This window comes from Vibrio sp. VB16 (assembly GCF_015594925.2).
Taxonomy (GTDB): domain Bacteria; phylum Pseudomonadota; class Gammaproteobacteria; order Enterobacterales; family Vibrionaceae; genus Vibrio.
This window is the reverse complement of the sequence record NZ_CP087591.1, coordinates 214,607-230,872: the sequence shown is the minus strand read 5'-3', so window position 1 is coordinate 230,872 and position 16,266 is coordinate 214,607. Positions and strand designations below refer to the sequence as shown.

Genomic DNA, 16,266 nt, shown 5'->3' with positions numbered 1-16,266 from the left:
GTCAATTTCAATAAGATATCCCCTCTCAAACGTATCGTAGAGAGGGGATAGTGATTTTGTCGATTTAATTTAGCGATGCGAAAGAGTATTAGGCTTGATAGTCAGCTCAAAATGCCCAACGATGCTTTTTAGTTAGCAACTTAGTGGTAGCGTTCCTTCCCATGTGACTTGGCGGTATCGGTCAGCGTTTGTGTCACCTTCTGTGCTAAAAATCATTACGACGGCATCTTTATCCAAGCCAATCTCTTTGGCAATGCTTTTCCCTTCTTCGTGACTTGCGAGCAAGTACAATAGACCGGTAGTGATAGCACCTGACTCACCACTAGTGATTGCTTGGTCGCCACTCAATGGGTTGCCCAAAATGCGCATGCCAGTTGCAGCAACACTATCGTCAACGGAAACAAACAGATCGCTTGAATCACGAAGGATTGGCCAAGTAATTGGATTTGGTTCACCGCAGGCCAGCCCGGCCATAATTGAATTCAGATCACCTGAAACATTGACGATGCTACCATCACTACTTGAACCGGAGCGTAAGATGCAATCCGCCGCACTAGGTTCTGCAATAATGGTTTTAAAGTTTTCTGAGCCTAATTTGTCAACCAAATAACCGAGAATGCCACCGGCCATTGCGCCGACGCCAGCTTGAAGGAAGACGTGGGTCGGCATTCCGTCAGGCATCGTGGCGGCTTGTTCAATGGCTTCATCTGCCATGGTCATATAACCTTGGGAGATCCAAGTCGGAATTTTTTCGTAACCTTCCCACGCAGTGTCTTGTACCAACATCCACTCATTTTCTTGAGCAGTCTGATTGGCTAATCGAACCGTATCATCATAGTTAACATCGGTAACAATACATTCAGCACCTAAGCCTTTGATACGAGTCACACTGGCTAGAGATGAACCTTTAGGCATGTAAACAACGGCTTTTTGGCCCATTTCTCTTGCTGCCCACGCGACACCCGTACCGTGATTACCGGCTGTTGCCGTGGTAAACACTAATGGTTTTTCGAGCTTAGAAGCAACGGTTTTCAGGTTAATATCAGAGATATCTTCACCAAGGTGTTCGGCTAACAGTTTACCAAGAGCATACGATCCACCCAGTACTTTAAAAGCGTTCAAACCAAAACGTTTCGACTCATCTTTTATCAGTATGGATTTAACGCCCAGTTTCTCAGCTAGGCTAGGAAGTGATACCAATGGTGTCGCTTGATAACCTTCAATTTGCTTATGAAAATCACGTGCATCTCGAGCGGAAGATTGATTAAAAATAGGAGAGGCTTTACCCGTATAGAATTTGTTTTTAGATATATTCAACATAATGGTTTCTTTTAAATGAGTAAGGTGGACTGAAGAGGAGAGCCATATTACTTATGACTCTCTCTGGTCGTTACTTTTTGATGTAGGCAACCGCTTCAACTTCAACCAACGCATCCTTAGGTAGACGTGCAGCTTGAATGCATGAACGTGCTGGTGCGTTTTCTGTACCGAATACTTCCGTGTATATCTCGTTGAAGGCAACAAAATCTGCCATATCTGCCAAGAAACAGGTTGTCTTAATAACGGTATCTATCGATGCTCCACCGGCTTCAAGTACTGATTTTAAGTTATTTAAAGACTGAAGGGCTTGTTCCTTAATTCCACCATCAGGAAAGGCCATAGTCTCTGGGTTTAACGGAAGTTGACCAGAAGTAAAAACGAGCTCTTGAAAGGCAAGAGCCTGAGAATATGGGCCAATTGCTGCTGGAGCTGCGTCAGTGTGAATTTTTGTTTTCATTGCGTTTCTCTCTTGTTTAATACTACGATCTAAACTCGCGGTTATACTTGTATATAGCATGACGAGTTATGCCAAGGCGTTCAGACACTAATGCTGTCGCCTCTTTAAGTTCAAAAATACCGTTTTCAAACAATTGCTTGGTAATGGCTTTGTTTTTTCCTTTCAAGTTGATCGCCGCATCGTTTTCGATTTCGAGAATTGCATTTTCTAAAGCGTTCTCAATTACCTCACTAGGAGATGAACTGAAATTTTCATGAACACCGACATGAGTGCTGGCCATATCTGGCATCAATGTTTTGATGATTTCCGGAAATGGGTGAGACAAATTCATGTTGATACAGAACAAGCCAATTGGTTTCCCTTCTTCGCCCGCTAACACACATGTCGTTGATTTTAACAAAGCCCCTTCCTTCGCATTGGTGAAATAACTCTTTGGAGTTACATTCCCCGTTTTTTCGAAGGCGTTAAGCATCTTTAATCCCATGTCCGTTATCGGTGAACCTAATTTACGGCCCGTGTGATGGCCGTTCACTATTTTCACCACAGAGTTTTCAAAGCTTTCGAATGAATGGATCACCACTTCACAGTGGGGACCGATGAATTCGGCGATGGTCTCTGCTAAACGAAAATTGGACTCTAAATACTCTCTGTCTTTGTTGGTAAAAACTATATTGAATGATTTGTATGCTTTAGCGTTCATTTTAGGTCACTAATGTTAACTATATCTGCTATCCATTCTCTTTATTTTGCACTCAAAATGCAACTATTCGATCAACTATCTGGTTTTATAAGACTATATTTTAGAACTTCGATCAAGTCTAAAGTTACATAAAAGGAACTGAATGTGACAAAAGTCATCATTTTGGTCATCTGGCTGGTATTTCAGTTAACTTATGGTAACTTTAAGTGGTTCGTCACATTAATTGGGTGAATTATCATTAAGATGTCATCCCGTACCGTAAACAAAATTTAACTGAAAGATATCTTGCTAAACAGCACGAATCATACAAATAGATAAGAGGTTCCAATGAATTTTCTAAACAGAGGCTTTGAACAAGCCGAATTTGAAAATAGAACAGAAAGAGCTCAGAAAATCATGCATGACCAGAAATTGGATGCGATGATTTTTACAACAGAACCAAATGTTCGTTACTTTACCGGTTTTCATACACAGTTTTGGCAAAGCCCAACTCGCCCATGGTTTGTTGTTGTTCCTGCACAAGGTAAGCCTACGGCAATCGTTCCTGAAATCGGTGCGAGTGGTATGGCTGGAACGTGGATAGACAACATCATCACTTGGCCGTCGCCACGTCCAGAAGATGACGGTATTAGCTTGGTTGCTAGCGTTCTGAATTCATTGCCTTGTAAACATGGCCGCGTCGGAGCAACGTTAGGAATCGAATCACATTTGCGTATGCCTGTTAACAATTATCTTCAGCTGACAACGATGGTTAAAAAAGAGTTTGTTGATGTTTCTTTAGCGGTTCATGAACTTCGTCAAATTAAATCTCAAGCTGAAATTGAAAAAACCAGAGAGATTTGTCGCATTACAAATGTCGGTTTTGCTAAGATCCCTGAATACGCAAAAGCAGGAATGACAGAGCGAGAAATTTGTAAGCAATTCCGTATTGATATGCTTTTAGAAGGGGCAGATGAATGTCCTTACATCATCGCAGGTTCTGGTCCAGATGGGTATGACAGCATTATTATGGGACCGACGGATCGCGTAATTGAATACGGCGATGTTTTGATCATCGATACCGGTGCAGTACGTGACGGTTATTTCTCTGATTTTGACCGCAACTGGGCATTTGGAGACGCAAGCGAGCAAACAAAAGCGGCGTATCGCGCCACTTATGAAGCGACGACGAAAGGGTTTGAAGCGGCTCGTCCTGGAGCAACAACAACCGATATCTACAACGCGATGTGGGGCGTACTGGAAGCGAATGGTGCACTAGGAAACGACGTTGGTCGTCTTGGTCATGGTTTGGGTATGGAACTCACTGAACGTCCATCAAACACAGCAACAGACAACACAATTCTCAAGCCAGGAATGGTCATGACACTAGAACCTGGAATGGTTTATGCCCCAGGCAAATCTATGGTTCATGAAGAGAATATTGTCATCACAGAAGATGGTGCGGAATGGTTAAGCGAACGCGCTGAACCTGAACTCATCGTACTTAAATAGTTCGCAGGAGAACCTTTTTATGTCAGCGAATCAACCAGAACTCAAACAAGGCAAGATGCTGTTTACCAGCACGCTTTGCTTTATCTTTATTGTTGTAGCAACCGGAATTTTATTCCCTGAACAGTTGTACAACGTAGGCATCGGAACAATGACCTATCTAACCGACACGTTTGGTTGGATATACATGGCGGGTTCTTTTGCTTATGTAATGGTGATGTTTTACTTTGCATTTAGTAAGTACGGTAACATCAAATTTGGTCCTGATGATGCCAAACCTGAATTCAGCACTTTCTCTTGGATTGGTATGCTGTTCTCTGCTGGTATGGGTACAGTCATGCTTTATTGGGGTGTTGCAGAACCTGTTTACCATTATATGCACCCACTATCTACAACAGGTATCGACCCACAAACTGCAGAAGCCGCTGAGTTTGCAATGAAGCAGAGCTTCATTCACCAAGGTATTCAAGCATGGGCTGCATTCTCTGTTGTTGGTCTTGTTCTTGGCTATTTGATGTACCGTAAGAATGAAAGCGGTCTTATCAGTAATATTCTTATTCCTTGGGGCCGCGGTAAAGCGAATGGCAACTTGGGTAAAATGGTTAACCTGATTTGTGTATTTGGTGCGATTGCCGGTATCTCAACGTCTCTTGGTCAAACCGGATTGTCATTAGGTATCAGCTTTTCGTATCTATTCGGCACACCGGATGCACCATGGGTTATTTTCTTACTGGTTGGTGTAGTGGCGCTTATCACTATTATATGTACAACAACGGGTTTAGAAAAAGGCATCAAGCTCCTATCTGACTACAATGCATATCTGCTCTTTGGTTTGATCATTCTTGTTGCGATTGTTGGTCCAACGACCATGATGATCAACGTTTACTTTGATTCTCTAGGCAACTACATCAATGATTTCTTTAAAGATGCATTGATGTTGCCAACATTTGCAGCAGATGAAGAAGCCGGTTGGATCCGTGGTTGGCCTATCTACTACTATGCTTGGGCTATTGCATGGGCACCGTTTGTAGGTCCGTTTATTGCTCGTGTATCTAAGGGTCGTACTGTACGTGAGTTTATCCTTGGCTCTATGCTTATCCCATGTATCGGTATCTTTATCTGGGTTGCATTCTTCGGTACCATTGGTATTCAATCGTCTCCTGAAGTACTAGAAGCTGCTGCGGCATCATCTAAAGCGGCAACCTTTATTGTGCTACAAGACTACCCAATGGGTACGGTTATCTCAATTGGTGTTGTTATTGCTCTTTTCACTTGTTTCATTACTTCACTAAACAGTTCGACGTTTACTCTCGCGAGTATGTGTGAAGATGGGTCTGAAAACCCAAGTAACAAGATGAAGATCATCTGGGTTATCGCGCAGTGTGCAATGGCACTAACATTGATGATGGCGACGAAGACCGGTATCGATATGCTGCAAAGTATCAGCTTGATATTTGCACTGCCATTGATGTTTGTTCTCTTCCTATGTATCTGGAGTACATTCAAGATGTTCCGTGAAGAGTTCTCTGAAGAGACGTTGGCCGCTAAAGCTGCAGTGTTAGAATCTGAAAAAGTAACGTTAGAAAAAGCTGAGCAAATGAGTTAATAACACTTATTGAAACAGCCGGCCCCTAACTCTTTATTCAAGATTAGGGGCCTATTTATAAACAAAAATTGAGAGGTTCCGATGACAATCGAACAACAAGTTATCGAATGGCGTCACCATATTCATAAACACCCTGAGTTTGGCTTTGAAGAAGAGCTAACATCCGCATTTGTTGCTGAAAAACTTGAAGAGTTTGGCATCGATGTTCATCGTAATATTGGTAAAACAGGTGTGTTGGGAATCTTAAAATGTGGTGACAGTGAACGTTCTATTGGCTTAAGAGCCGACATGGATGCATTGCATATTATAGAGAAAAATACCTTTGCTCATGCTTCAGTTCACGATGGAGTGATGCATGCTTGCGGGCATGACGGTCATACGGCAATGTTATTGGGTGCAGCAAAAGTACTCTCTGAAACCAAAGATTTTGATGGCACCGTCTATTTTATTTTTCAACCGGGTGAGGAACATGGCGTAGGGGCAAAAGCAATGATTGCCGATGGCCTTTTCACTAAGTGGAAGATTGATGAAATCTATGCGATGCATAACCTTCCTGGCATTCCAGAAGGGAAGTTCGTTACTCGACCTAGTTCTATAATGGCGAGTGAAAGTAGCTTTGAAATAGACGTGATAGCCACTGGTGGGCACGCGGCTTTACCACATATGGGAACAGACCCAATCGTTGTTGGCGCTCAAATTGTTACCGCATTGCAGACGATCGTTTCTCGGAATTTAAGCTCGATCGATGAAGTTGCCGTGATTTCTGTTACTGAATTTACAACGAATGGAACGACAAATGTCATCCCTTCTCGTGTAAAAATAAAGGGTGACACTCGTAGCTTTACCGATTCTGCTTTGCATAAAATAGAAAAAGCGATCGAAAGAGTCGTCGCTGGGCAATGTATGTCCGCGGGTGTTGATTATAATTACGAGTTTATTAATACGTTTTTGTCCACCATCAATTCCCCAGACGAAACGGCGCACGCGATTAACGCCGCGACTACGGTTGTCGGTGCGGATAATGTAGTAGGAAATTGCGAACCGTTCACCATTAGTGAAGATTTCTCTTTCATGCTTCGAGAAGTTAAAGGGTGTTACATTCTGGTAGGTAATGGACAGGGTGAGTGCGGCGGTACGGCTCTTCATAACCCACATTATGATTTTAATGACAATATTTTAATTAAGGGTGTGAGTTATTGGAAAGCGCTTGTCGAGCAGCAGCTGGTTAAGTCGGTTCTTTAGCCAACAATATCGACCTTAATCTGTTCTAAATCGTTCAGCCATAAGGTCGATAAAACTCCTCACTTTCGACGACGAAAATCGACTTTCTCGATGAATAATGTGTATGGGTAACGGGGCTGGTTGGTAAGGTTCTAATACCGTGATAAGACGATTATCTTTGCGCTCCTCGACGACTTGATAAGAAACGGCTCGGGTAATGCCAAGCCCAGCCTTCGCCGCTTCGATTGCGGACTGATTAGTCGTCACGGTAAGCCGAGGCTGAATATGAAGCTTGGTTTTTTCACCGTTATACGTAAACAACCAGTCACGAGAGAAGTTGTTTGAAGAAGAACTGATAATCGTGTGATGCTTCAAGTCTTTTGGCGTTACTGGGTGACCAGTTTTCGCTAAATAGTCGGGTGAGGCCACGAGTATTAAATCAACCTCTCCTATTTTTCGTGCCCTCATACTTGAGTCTGCTAATTCTCCAATACGAATACCCACATCGAACCCTTCTTCTAGTAGATTTACGGTCCTATCCAAAAAAGCCGCGTTAACATTGGCTTCAGGAAAACGGTTTAAATATTCCACCACCACTGGCATTACATGCTTTTGACCAAACATTACGGGTGCGGTAATACTCAAATCGCCTTTAGGTTCAGAGTTGATGCCAATCGCTGCTTCATTGGCAAGTTCAACGTCTTGCAAAATCCGACGAGCGTCCTCTAAATAACGTAGACCGACATCCGTTGCTCGTACATAGCGAGTAGTACGGGCGAGCAGTTTTATACCCAAATGTTCCTCCAAAGAAGAGATGGCTCTGGTTACTGCTGGTGGAGACATATTTAAAAACCGTGCTGCCGCCGCAAAACCTTCATTCTCTGCTACTGCTACATAAACTCGCATGAGGTGCAGTTGGTCCATATTGTCATCCTATTATTCCATTTGGTGGAATAATCAATTGTGCATTATAGATATTCTTTACTCAAACGATTTTTGGCAAACTGTTTACGTCGAGTGAGGGAGGCCTCACTAATTAACACTCACACATAAAAATGTTGGTTGAGTGTCACTATTCAAATTAAAAGGAAATCACATGAGCCGCATCAATCTAGTGTCAGAAAATCAAGCAAATATCGAACAAAAAGAACTTTACTCCGCTATCCAAGAACAACTTGGTGCCATTCCTAATTTTCTAAAAGTATTTGCCAATTCACCTGCTGCATTAAAGGCGTTTCTCGGGCTACATACTATCGCAGGCGATGGCAGCTTAGATGCGCAAACACGTGAAAGAATAGCGCTTGGGTTGGCGGAACAAAATGCCTGTCAATATTGCGTATCTGCACATACTGCTATCGGTCGAAAAGCGGGTTTATCCAATAGTGAGATGCTTGAAAATCGAAAAGGGAGCAGTGAAGACAGTAAAGCGGCGATAGCTGTAAAATTTGCTCGTTCATTAGCGGATAAAAATGGCGAGGTGTCGACCGCAGAGTTATTGCAGGTCAGAAATGCAGGGTATAGCGATGCTGAAATCGTAGAGATTATTACCCACGTGGGTATGAATGTATTGACCACTATTTTAGGTAAGGCGAGCCGAGTAGAAATCGATTTTCCAAAGATCGATTTATATAACCAGTAACAAGCGAGCGGGCATTCAATACAAATTCGAGTTTTCTTGATTAGATTTCATGAAAACTCGGGTGTAATAAAATTAATGAGGGGCAGAACATGCCACATAAATACGCAGAATTGATGTTTACCGATGATGTTAAGCAGGTACAACGTGAAATGGGCAGTCGCAGTGGTTACGAGTCAATGGAACATGGCGAAGATTATAACTTTCTGTTCTCCGATGTCGAAGCGTCATTTATAGAAGGACGAGATAGCTTCTATATGGCGAGTGTTAACAATGCGGGTTGGCCTTATGTTCAGCATCGCGGTGGGCCCCAAGGGTTCATGCGCGTACTGGACAATAACAGGCTTGGTTTTGCGGATTTTAGTGGTAACCGACAATACGTGAGCGCGGGTAATTTTCGTGGTAATAATCGAGTGTCGTTATTTTTTATGGATTATCCCAATCAACGTAGACTCAAACTGAGCGGTAGGATTGAACAGGTCGCCGATGACGACTGGGACACCTTAGTTCGTTTGGAAGTTGAAGGGTACCCGGCTGCGGTAGAGCGTGGTTTTGTTATCCATGTGGAAGCATTTGATTGGAACTGCCCGAAGTACATTACCCCTCGATTTACAGAATTGGAAATGTCGGATGTGATCACGCCTCTTTTGGCAGAAAACAAACGGTTAAAGTCGATGGAGAATGCCAAAGATAAGCCAGATAGCGTTGGAGAGGGAGAATTGCCTTTGGTTGTTACTGGTATTCGACAATTAACACCACATATACGAGCCTTCGAACTGCGTCATCGAGACGATATTCCACTGCCTGTTGTGTCGGCTGGAGCACACCTTTCTATCCCCATCGTTCTTGAAAGCGGTGAGCGAATAACACGTCGTTATTCTGTCTGTTCTAATCCTAGTCGCAGAGATATCTATGAGATTGCAGTGCAGCAAGAGCTTGAGGGAGCCGGCGGCTCTAAGGCGATTCACGAACAGTTTGACCTAGGCCTGAAAATTAACTGCGGCTTGCCTGAAAACTTCTTTGAGCTTCATACGGATAACAGACCAACGGTTTTGATCGCGGCAGGTATTGGTATTACGCCAATCAAGTCGATGGCTCAGCAGCTCGCAAAGCAAGGAAGAGAATTTTCGCTTCATTACGCCGGAAAGCAACGAAGTGAGATGGCTTTTCAAGACCGATTATCAAGGGAGTTCGACAATAAAATTCATTTTTATTACTCGAAGGCTAAGCAGCGTCTTAGTTGTGAAAAGATTCTTACTCAAGCACCTGAAAATAGTGTGTTCTACGTTTGTGGTCCACAAGGATTGGTCGATGAAATGCTCGCAGTGGCAGCAACGCTAGGTGTAGATATAGGACGTATTCATTATGAACGCTTTTCGGTGCAATCTACGACGAGTACGCACGCATTTACGGCGGAGCTTGTTAAGTCGAACGTTACTCTAGAGGTGTCGGATAACCAGAGTTTGTTAGAGGCAATTCTAGAAGAGGGCATTGCTATCCCTAGTAGCTGTAATGCTGGAGAGTGTCGAAGCTGTATTGTCAAAATAGATCAGGGTGAGGTTGAGCATAGAGACAACTGTTTGACGGTGTTAGAGCGAGAGAGTTGGATGTGCCCGTGCGTATCGCGAGCAAAACACGGCTCTATAGCGATCAATATCTAGATGATCAATTATTCCCCAAAAGAGACGAACATGAAAAACGTGATACAACCGTTAACGGCTGGATTTGGCGCTACGTTAGCTATTCTTATATTGGCTTATTTGAGAGAATATTACGGGTTGGACCTATGGTTAATGGCCCCTTTTGGTGCAACGACGGTGTTGGTATTTGGTCTGCCAGCTAGCCCTTTAGCACAACCTAAAAATGTGATTTTTGGCCATCTGATTACAAGTGTGATTGGCTTGGTGTTTGTCCATTATGTTGGCGCAGAATATTGGGCACTAGCGCTTGCGACAGGAATGGGTGTATTTGCCATGTTAGCCACAAAAACGACCCACCCACCCGCTGGAGCTAATCCTATTCTGATTATGCTAGTACACCCGAACTGGAGTTTTTTAATCAATCCGGTCTTACTCGGAGCTGTAGTGATTGTCCTTGTTGGCCTTGTTTATCAAAAATTCATTCAGGGTCTCATGAAACCATCAAACTAAACCTTCGCTTTTACTCTTAGATCGAGCGCTTTCGGGTGCTCTTTCTTTGCGTAATAGCGCACAGCGTGCCTAATAACCCATTTCAATTCTTTATCGGCGGAACTCAGCCACTCATCGCACAACTTAAATACCAGATCAGGATGGTCCTTTGCAATATCGCCTAAGCTGTTGGCAACACTCCTTTGCACATAAAGGCTAGAGTCATTTTTTAGTGATTCCAGAATGGGAATGATGGGTGACGGATCCTGAATGAAATTCGGAATGTTTTTCCCCCATGGCAATTTAGGACGTGAGCCTTCTGAGCAGAGTCTACGTACATCTTCACTTGGGTCATTTAACCAACTGGTAAGCACGTTGAGTGTTCGTTCTTGCTGCTCGATAAGAAAAGGACGTATCGAAAACTCAGCGGTAAAACGTTTAGTTAATTCGACTTGTGCTTGAATCGACACATCAAACGGGTCGTCTCCGTCATTATTAGCTGGGTCAAGTCCATAGTCGGCAATGTAGGTGCTAAAGGGGAGGTAGTAAAAAGCGGCGATACCTAAGGTGTCATCTGGCTTGGAAGGAGGTAACATACTGGCGACGATTATTTCCATTGCGTCGCTGTAATTGCTCGGCAAGGTGTGGCGTAAACTTGTCGCAATGTGTTTGGCACGTCCCATGATTGAAAGTGATTCCAATCCGTCAATGGCCTGCTTAGCGAACGTTTGAACATCAAATTCAGAGTATACCAACTCAATATTTCGAGCCATAAACCCGATTGCTTTCTCATTCAGTTGTTCTTTAAGTGGAACACCTTTGACAATACCACGTGAAGCCGTTGGAATCTGAGGGTCTAAATAGTTTGGAATTTCAATCATTGTTGTAACCTAAAAGAGTGGGTCATGTTGCTCAGCTAAACAAATACTGTCTGGCTGAGCAATAAGCAGAATCTATAATACTAAACAAAAATATGCATTGTATGGATTAATTCCAGTGACTTAATTGCGTAAAGTGTGCCACGCCACTTTCACCATTCTCATTGGCTTGCATTAAAGAGAAATAATGTCCGCAAACTTCACTCTTGCTTGCCGCAGAAAATGCTTGTGCTGCGGATTTTTCCGATTGCCAATGAATGAGATCAACCCAGTTATTTTCTTTCCCTTTTAGAAGCTCGCGACGGATATACCCTTCTTGTTGGCTAAGAAATTGGCTTTCAAATTGCTCAGCGGCTTCTAATAGTTGATTTTCTGTTACCTCAAGTGAGGTATTGAATGGTGCCCACTCAACCGTAATATTTCCATCTGTTTTCATTTTATTTTCCAAGGTTGTGTAATTTGAATTTTGACTGGTTTCTCAGTGCTGTGCTAGATTAAGTTTTAATATGACAAAATAGGACATATTAATGGGGCGGGGTTCAACATCGGGAAAAATGGCGCGGCTAGATCAGTTGCTTGGAAGGTTAAAATCGGGCGACCCGTTTACGGCGACAATCTTGGCTCAGGAGCTGGGTATTAGTCTGCGGACATTGATGCGGGACCTGCAGAGCTTAAAAGAGCAAGGTTATCCAATAGAAACTGAAAAAGGTCGAGGTGGGGGTGTGCGTCTATATCCTCGTTGGGGGATCGGTCGATTGGCACTCAATTATCGTGAAGTGATTGACCTCCTATTAGCACTAAGTGTGCTGGAAAATATGGACTCTCCGCTGTTACTCGGTCACCTAGGCTCAGTGCGAAACAAGTTATTTGCTTCATTTCCAGATGCAATGAGACCAACGATACGTCAGCTCCGTGAGCGGATTTTAGTCGGAGAACAGGCATCAGCTCAGGTATTGGATGGCTATCAAAATGAATTTCAACGAGAAAGTAGCTCAGTAATACTGCAAAGCTTCTTTGAATCAAAACAGATCGAAATAAAGTACCAACGTGCCGATAAAGTGATCTCCACTCGCTCGATAGAAATTCATTATCTTTTTCTTAACTGGCCAGTGTGGTATTTAATCTCTTGGGACCACTTTCGTAATGCACCTCGGACCTTCCGTATTGATCGGGTAAAAAAAGCAACGATTCATCACGAGAATTTTAAGTTACGGGGGCTGACCAGTTTTTCTGATGAGTTATCTCAGTTTTCTAAACCGCTATAATACCAAGTTAAGTAAGGGTGAGATCAACATGACGGTCATCCCGCCGACCACTAAAAACCACGTTGTAAACTTAACAATGGGCCTCCTTGCCCATTGATGTAAGTCCATGCCAACCATGTTACTGATCAGTTAGTTATCCAATTTGCTATCACGGTTACTGAGTTTGAAGGGGTTATTATTAGACGAGCGCATCTTTGAGAAGGTCTAGTCTATCCTGTCCCCAGAACTGCTCGCCATTATAATAATAGGCGGGTGCACCTATTGCGCCTTGTTCGATGGCATCGGCCGTGTTGGCTTCATAGATAGCATGGGTCTGTTCTGTCTTGGCTTGGTTGATAACTTCATCTGCGTTAAGTTTTAGTTCCGTCAATATTGTGTGTAACACCGCTTCAACTGCAATATCCTGTTCCTGCGACCAGCATGCCGCTTGTGCTAGACCAGCAAACTCCCCGGCATTAATCCCCATTTCTTGTAGAGCGATGATGCACTTGTCGGCGAGACTTGGATCCGTTGGGAAATGAGCAGGATGTAAATTTGCAGGCAACTGTCGCTTCGCCGCCCATCGCTCTATCTCTACCAAACGATAGGCTTGTCGACACTTTGGGCGTTCATGTATTGGTAGCGTACCAGTGATGGCGAAAACTTGACGAAGCATGACAGGTTTAAAACGGACACTGGCGTTAGCCTCTTTCGCTATCTGAAGTAAATGCGAATGTCCAAAGTAAGTAAATGGTGAAATGCTAGTGAAGTAATAATCTATTGTTTTGCTCATGGTATCCATATCCTCAAAGTGTCACTTATCGTGTGGTATAAACTATGTTGTGTTTCTGATTGTTATAATGCGATAAAAATGTCATTATTTTGTCCGATTGTTATGATAATTAGTCCGTATTTTCAATTTCTTTGTAAATGAATTTTAGAGGGTGTTTATGGCAAGGCTTGACCGTCTTTCTGCTCTTATCGCTAGGTTTGAACTCCAAGCTGAGATCGCGAGTTGTCCGGAACAGGCGAATCTATATCTACTGGCTGATGCAACAAGTGGTGCGCTTTCTCGAATTGAATTTTGGCCGATTGCACAAGGCGAACTTGAGTCGATATCTGAGAAAGATGACCTAATGGTTGCCGCGTCAATTAATTTAGGCGGAGAAGCAAACCCGCTTGCACGCGCTTTACCGAGCCGGATTACACTTTCAATAAGTGAAGAGAGTAATCTAAAAGACCTTGCTCAGTTGATTGTAGGTGAAGTAAATGAAACACGTTGTGGAAGAGCGACGACGTTACAAAGGCTATTCGAGGTATTGATTATTATCTTGCTGAGAAGAGCGATGAAAGAACATTCCGGTGAAAAAGGGCTGCTTGCGGGCTTAGCGGACGGTCAAATAAGCAAAACCATAGTGGCGATACATGAAAAGCCAGAGTTTGACTGGAGGATAGAAGACCTTGCTGATACCGCAGGACTATCTCGTAGTCAATTTATGCAGCGCTTTAAAGCACGAGTAGGGCACACCCCAGCTCAATACCTGCGTGATTGGCGGCTTTCACTTGCAAGACAAGACTTAGAGAAAGGAGACCGAGTAAAAGTGGTGGCTCAACGATATTGCTACGGTAGCCAAGAGGCGTTGAGCCGAGCATTCAATCAGCGCTATCAATGCAGCCCTGCTCAGGTTAGAAAAATACAGACATAAAATATCTACGAAGCGCTTAACTTGTGCCTATTGATTGGAACGAATCAGAGGACTTTCATGTTTAATAGAAGGCATAATTAGGTTTGCAGCGATCGTCACAAACATCAACATACCTGCAACAGGCCAAAGGCTACCGTCATAAAAAACAGTGGTTAGCCAACCTGTGATCGACGAAATAAAGAACTGATTGGCACCAAATAGGGCGGAAGCGGATCCGGTATGTTCTTTAAAATGGCTGATATATATGGCATTACAGTTAGGCATCGATGCACCCAACGAGCCAATCATGCAGATAACACTGATGGCTTGAATCTCTACAGGGGCATCTAGGTAAGCAAATAAAACAAAGAGAGCCACAAATAGGAATTGAAAGCGCAATGCCCATTTCAATAGAAAGTTGGCCATGTAGGTAGAGAGTAGATAATTGTTTACTCTATTGATGACGGCCATTGCCACAACATTGGCAGCGAACACGAGGGCAAAGACCTGATCGTCAAGACCGAAGTATTGTTGGTAAACAAAGGATGCGTTAGTGATAAATATCATCATTACGCTCTGTGAAAAGCCTTGTACACCGATATATCGAAGAGCGGGCTTATTACGCAAAACAAACCGGTATCTATCTATTACTGACAGTGTTTGATGACGTTCAATTTTGTCATTTGGGAGTTTTAGTACCGTAAGCAAAATAACCAACATGCCATATCCGAACAAGGCATAAAAGATAACCTGCCAATCCGCGACCAAAAGAATCAATGCACCAATACTTGGCGCTAATGCTGGCGCACCAACCAAAATAAGCGTAACGAGCGCAAACATTTTTGCTGCTTGGTTACCTGTTGCTCTCTCACGAATGAGTGCAGGTACGCAAACAACGGAAAACCCGCCACCTATCGCCTGAACCACTCTCATAATTTGTACCGTTAATAGGTTGTCTGCTTGGGCGATAATGAGTGTGGTGACGGAGTATATGGACAGTCCTAAAATTATCATGCGCTTTTTACCAAAGCGATCCGCGAGTGGGCCACCAATTAACTGACCGATCGCCATGCCAAAAATGTAGAAGCTGATTGTGGTGGCAATTTCATCTGGTCCAACATTGAAATATTCCGCCATATAAGGCATGGCAGGAAGGTAAGTATCCACCGCAAATGGGGAGACTCCGATGATCATTGCCATTAATATGACAAACGTTTTTTGAGACATAACGGTTACTCTTAGTTTCTAGCCGGGCTTAATTACTGTCCGAACTTGGTCTATAACGATAAAAGCGGGGGGGATAATATCTTTCCAGAAAGATAATAGCTTGAATTAATCTTTCTGGAAAGATATTATTTAGAAAATTATTGAGGTCCATTATGTCGAATAAACATTTAAACGTTGATGACTTCATCAGCTTAATGAAAGAGAACTGGCCAACCGCCTTTCAATCTCTTTATCCACTTTTCCCAAGAATTCGTCGTATTGAGGAGCATATCAACGCTGACAAAGCGTCAATAATGGCGTGTTACGGCCTTTATAGTTCAGATTTTGATCTATTAACCGCACTGCGCAGAAGCAACAAGGCAGCGCCTTATGAACTCATGCCAACCGAGATATGTGAATACATGCTTTTTAGCTCCGGTGGATTGACCAAAGTAATGAATAGGTTAGAAAAAAAGGCCTTTATTACCCGGGTAGAAAGCGACCATGATAAGCGGATTAAAATGGTGAGGTTAACCGTCGAAGGAGAGCAACTAATAGAGGAAGTGGTTGCGCAGTTTCAAGAGCTACATACCACTTATTTAGATGACTTTAAGCAGGAAGACGTTGAACAACTTGATTTTCTGGTACGCAAGTTACTAAACAATATAGAATCAAACAAATAGCGTTGTTTATTCA

17 protein-coding genes are annotated in these 16,266 nt (G+C 43.1%); 9 read left to right on the top strand and 8 right to left on the bottom strand.

Annotated features, from left to right (window positions below; translation table 11 throughout):
* Positions 1–132 precede the first annotated feature (132 nt).
* The 3 genes from dpaL to IUZ65_RS17605 all read right to left on the bottom strand — a co-directional run bounded on the left by dpaL (position 133) and on the right by IUZ65_RS17605 (position 2,477).
* The gene (gene dpaL / locus IUZ65_RS17615) at positions 133–1,320 is read right to left on the bottom strand and encodes a diaminopropionate ammonia-lyase (protein ID WP_195705346.1); all 1,188 of its coding nucleotides are present in this window, start codon (positions 1,318–1,320) and stop codon (positions 133–135) included.
* 70 nt (positions 1,321–1,390) lie between these two features.
* Positions 1,391–1,777 (bottom strand): RidA family protein, encoded by a 387-nt coding sequence (locus IUZ65_RS17610; protein WP_195705345.1) that lies wholly within the window; start codon positions 1,775–1,777, stop codon positions 1,391–1,393.
* 22 nt (positions 1,778–1,799) lie between these two features.
* Positions 1,800–2,477 carry a helix-turn-helix transcriptional regulator gene (locus tag IUZ65_RS17605; RefSeq protein WP_195705344.1) on the bottom strand — a complete coding sequence of 226 codons (678 nt, stop codon included), beginning with the start codon at positions 2,475–2,477 and terminating at the stop codon, positions 1,800–1,802.
* A 327-nt stretch (positions 2,478–2,804) separates the two neighbouring features.
* Between IUZ65_RS17605 and IUZ65_RS17600 the strand changes: the two genes are divergently transcribed.
* The 3 genes from IUZ65_RS17600 to IUZ65_RS17590 all read left to right on the top strand — a co-directional run bounded on the left by IUZ65_RS17600 (position 2,805) and on the right by IUZ65_RS17590 (position 6,813).
* Positions 2,805–3,968, top strand: coding sequence for a M24 family metallopeptidase (locus IUZ65_RS17600; RefSeq protein WP_195705343.1), 1,164 nt, complete (start codon positions 2,805–2,807; stop codon positions 3,966–3,968).
* Positions 3,969–3,987: 19 nt separating this feature from the next.
* The gene (locus IUZ65_RS17595) at positions 3,988–5,571 is read left to right on the top strand and encodes a BCCT family transporter (RefSeq protein WP_195705342.1); all 1,584 of its coding nucleotides are present in this window, start codon (positions 3,988–3,990) and stop codon (positions 5,569–5,571) included.
* A gap of 81 nt (positions 5,572–5,652) precedes the next feature.
* The gene (locus IUZ65_RS17590; RefSeq protein ID WP_195705341.1) at positions 5,653–6,813 is read left to right on the top strand and encodes a M20 aminoacylase family protein; all 1,161 of its coding nucleotides are present in this window, start codon (positions 5,653–5,655) and stop codon (positions 6,811–6,813) included.
* Positions 6,814–6,828: 15 nt separating this feature from the next.
* Here IUZ65_RS17590 and IUZ65_RS17585 read toward each other — a convergent pair whose 3' ends face one another.
* A complete protein-coding gene (locus IUZ65_RS17585) occupies positions 6,829–7,716 on the bottom strand; it encodes a LysR family transcriptional regulator (protein WP_229638227.1) in 888 nt (295 codons plus the stop codon).
* Positions 7,717–7,888: 172 nt separating this feature from the next.
* Between IUZ65_RS17585 and IUZ65_RS17580 the strand changes: the two genes are divergently transcribed.
* The 3 genes from IUZ65_RS17580 to IUZ65_RS17570 all read left to right on the top strand — a co-directional run bounded on the left by IUZ65_RS17580 (position 7,889) and on the right by IUZ65_RS17570 (position 10,578).
* Positions 7,889–8,431, top strand: coding sequence for a carboxymuconolactone decarboxylase family protein (locus IUZ65_RS17580; RefSeq protein ID WP_195705340.1), 543 nt, complete (start codon positions 7,889–7,891; stop codon positions 8,429–8,431).
* Between the two features lie 89 nt (positions 8,432–8,520).
* Positions 8,521–10,089 carry a 2Fe-2S iron-sulfur cluster-binding protein gene (locus tag IUZ65_RS17575; protein ID WP_195705339.1) on the top strand — a complete coding sequence of 523 codons (1,569 nt, stop codon included), beginning with the start codon at positions 8,521–8,523 and terminating at the stop codon, positions 10,087–10,089.
* Positions 10,090–10,119: 30 nt separating this feature from the next.
* The gene (locus IUZ65_RS17570; RefSeq protein ID WP_195705338.1) at positions 10,120–10,578 is read left to right on the top strand and encodes an HPP family protein; all 459 of its coding nucleotides are present in this window, start codon (positions 10,120–10,122) and stop codon (positions 10,576–10,578) included.
* On the opposite strand, the gene IUZ65_RS17565 is transcribed toward IUZ65_RS17570, so the two are convergent.
* Positions 10,575–11,438: a DNA alkylation repair protein gene (locus IUZ65_RS17565; protein WP_195705337.1), complete on the bottom strand. Its 864-nt coding sequence runs from the start codon at positions 11,436–11,438 to the stop codon at positions 10,575–10,577. The two genes, IUZ65_RS17570 and IUZ65_RS17565, sit on opposite strands and share 4 nt — an antisense overlap.
* 106 nt (positions 11,439–11,544) lie before the next feature.
* Positions 11,545–11,871 carry a hypothetical protein gene (locus tag IUZ65_RS17560; RefSeq protein WP_195705336.1) on the bottom strand — a complete coding sequence of 109 codons (327 nt, stop codon included), beginning with the start codon at positions 11,869–11,871 and terminating at the stop codon, positions 11,545–11,547.
* Positions 11,872–11,962: 91 nt separating this feature from the next.
* Here IUZ65_RS17560 and IUZ65_RS17555 point away from each other — a divergent pair, with 91 nt between their 5' ends.
* On the top strand, positions 11,963–12,700 hold the full coding sequence (locus IUZ65_RS17555) for a helix-turn-helix transcriptional regulator (protein ID WP_195705335.1): 738 nt from the start codon (positions 11,963–11,965) through the stop codon (positions 12,698–12,700).
* A 178-nt stretch (positions 12,701–12,878) separates the two neighbouring features.
* Here IUZ65_RS17555 and IUZ65_RS17550 read toward each other — a convergent pair whose 3' ends face one another.
* Entirely contained in the window at positions 12,879–13,472 is a 594-nt protein-coding gene (locus IUZ65_RS17550; protein WP_195705334.1) for a 2-hydroxychromene-2-carboxylate isomerase, read from the bottom strand.
* 157 nt (positions 13,473–13,629) lie between these two features.
* On the opposite strand from IUZ65_RS17550, the gene IUZ65_RS17545 reads away from it, so the two are divergent.
* Positions 13,630–14,385: an AraC family transcriptional regulator gene (locus tag IUZ65_RS17545; RefSeq protein WP_195705333.1), complete on the top strand. Its 756-nt coding sequence runs from the start codon at positions 13,630–13,632 to the stop codon at positions 14,383–14,385.
* 27 nt (positions 14,386–14,412) lie between these two features.
* On the opposite strand, the gene IUZ65_RS17540 is transcribed toward IUZ65_RS17545, so the two are convergent.
* Positions 14,413–15,591: a multidrug effflux MFS transporter gene (locus IUZ65_RS17540; RefSeq protein ID WP_195705332.1), complete on the bottom strand. Its 1,179-nt coding sequence runs from the start codon at positions 15,589–15,591 to the stop codon at positions 14,413–14,415.
* 152 nt (positions 15,592–15,743) lie between these two features.
* On the opposite strand from IUZ65_RS17540, the gene IUZ65_RS17535 reads away from it, so the two are divergent.
* Positions 15,744–16,253, top strand: coding sequence for a MarR family winged helix-turn-helix transcriptional regulator (locus tag IUZ65_RS17535; protein WP_195705331.1), 510 nt, complete (start codon positions 15,744–15,746; stop codon positions 16,251–16,253).
* The last annotated feature ends 13 nt before the right edge of the window (positions 16,254–16,266 follow it).